The sequence below is a fragment of the Maribacter sp. 4G9 genome (genome assembly GCF_002742265.1).
In the GTDB taxonomy this organism is placed as follows: domain Bacteria; phylum Bacteroidota; class Bacteroidia; order Flavobacteriales; family Flavobacteriaceae; genus Maribacter.
The window spans coordinates 1-1,861 of the sequence record NZ_MDGL01000172.1 but is presented as its reverse complement, the minus strand read 5'-3'; the positions used below and the strand labels follow the sequence as shown (position 1 = coordinate 1,861).

At 33.9% G+C, this 1,861-nt stretch carries 4 protein-coding genes; 1 reads left to right on the top strand and 3 read right to left on the bottom strand.

The window, feature by feature from the left end; translation table 11 throughout:
- A partial coding sequence (locus BFP75_RS17625) for a transposase (RefSeq protein ID WP_165776627.1) occupies positions 1 to 111 on the bottom strand: 111 nt, incomplete at its 3' end.
- Positions 92 to 550: a Shedu anti-phage system protein SduA domain-containing protein gene (locus tag BFP75_RS17620; RefSeq protein ID WP_099546662.1), complete on the bottom strand. Its 459-nt coding sequence runs from the start codon at positions 548 to 550 to the stop codon at positions 92 to 94. The genes BFP75_RS17625 and BFP75_RS17620, both read right to left, overlap by 20 nt.
- Positions 551 to 736: 186 nt before the next feature.
- Between BFP75_RS17620 and BFP75_RS21950 the strand changes: the two genes are divergently transcribed.
- The gene (locus tag BFP75_RS21950; RefSeq protein WP_165776517.1) at positions 737 to 895 is read left to right on the top strand and encodes a hypothetical protein; all 159 of its coding nucleotides are present in this window, start codon (positions 737 to 739) and stop codon (positions 893 to 895) included.
- Between the two features lie 182 nt (positions 896 to 1,077).
- On the opposite strand, the gene BFP75_RS17610 is transcribed toward BFP75_RS21950, so the two are convergent.
- Positions 1,078 to 1,596: a hypothetical protein gene (locus BFP75_RS17610; protein WP_099546661.1), complete on the bottom strand. Its 519-nt coding sequence runs from the start codon at positions 1,594 to 1,596 to the stop codon at positions 1,078 to 1,080.
- Between the last annotated feature and the right edge of the window lie 265 nt (positions 1,597 to 1,861).

Here is a 1,861-nt window from a genome sequence, read left to right as displayed (position 1 = left end):
CGTGCTTTTATCTATTCCTAATTCCCTCGAAACATCTCCAACAGATCTTCCTTGCTGATTTTCTTTTAGAGCCTTGATAATTTGACTCTCGCTAAACTTGCTGTTTTTCATCGTGACAGTTTGAATTTAAAGTTAGTAAATTCGAATTATGAACTGTCCTATTTTTAGGGAAGCCTACAAAATGACTTGTAGGATTTCCATCTTTTCTAAAATGTTTTTTTGAAGGTGCTTCAATTTCTATTATTACTGGTGTAAAATAGGCACTATCATTTGCTAACCACATAAAGTCTGGAATGCGATTAATAATTCCCGAAATTTTAGGTTGTGATATTAGACAGTTTGAAAAAGGTTCGTGTCCGGATTGTCCCATTATAGAAAATTCATCTCTTGCGCCTGGCATAAACGAAGGATTTAATTCGAAAAATGTTTGAAATTTCGTTTCATCGTCAGCAAAATTTTTCAATAAAAAATCAAGTTTTTCACTAGCATTCAGAACGTATTCCTTCTTGTCAATTGGTTTTGGTGCGTTTTCGGTAAATTCGTAGGTCATTTTATATTTTCATTTCTTAAAAATAACAGATTATATTGTTTTTTCTATGTATTGTCTTGATTTGGTAAAATGTTTGCCAACGCAGGGCTATGTGAAGCCACGTTACGGATTTTAAATTTACGCAACTTGTTGGGATAAATTTACAAATACGTGTTGAACGTGGCCAGGTTGCATATAGCCGTTGATATGTACAGTTTTCCTCGATGGCGCCTAAAGGTGATAGGTTGGATGGTCCCTCATCCTACGGATTATGCAAACTGGCATGGCCCTGCGATGATGTACAAATCCCAAGGGGCGGGAATTGGAGCCTTTGGCGACAATGTAGCGACTTGGGTTCACCTTTAGGTGAATTGTACATCATCGTGTTTGTATAAGATTAGTTGCGTATGCAATCACGAATAAAAAAAGTAGCAACTACTTTGAAAAAGGAAAGTCCTTTCCAAAGTAAAAAAGTTTAAGCAATTAATTTTATACGGTGTTGGCATACGTTTTTATTTGTCAGTCCGTTGCTTAGGTCAAATGTCAGTTTATATCTTATTTGCAAGGTTTTTTATTATAAATTCATATATTAATAACAATCCGACAATTGAACCTATAATCCAATATAATATTTCTATCCACGACCTTTTGTTAGGCTTATTTTCTATCGTATGGACTGCTTTTTGTCTTACTGGACTTGCTAAAGCATTGTCCAAGGATTGAGCTATATTTCCTTTATTGTCTCCACCTATATTTATTGTATTGTAAGTTGTCTTTGATTTATTTTCTTCTTTATCCATATATACTTTTTTAAAACCACCATTATTTAAGAATATTTCTGTAAATCCGTTTTTAATTATACTTGGGTTATATTCTATTTCAATGTCGGCAACTTTTAAATCATAATTATAAATAGTTTTAATCATTTCGTCTATATGGTCTAACTCTAAATCGATAAACAGTTTTTGTTTTAGCTCTATCGAAAAAATTTCTTTATTATCTGTCTTGTATTTTTCAATACAATAAGCTAATATTTTATCTAAATTTTCAATTTCCTTATCTCCCATATACAATGTTTACTATGGTTTCTTTAATGGATGCCAACGTGATTGTGTAAGATTAGTTGCGTATGCAATCACGAATAAAGTAATTGACTTAGGTACTTAATCAATAACGATAGAAGTAGTAAATTCGGGGAAACAAACATCAAGAACATGGAGCAAAGATTCAAGAGCATGTCCCTTTTCGACTTTATGGAGAAATTCCCGGACACGGACAGCTGCCTGTCGCATCTGGCCTGGCTAAAGTGGGACGGGGGCTACAGGTGCCCCA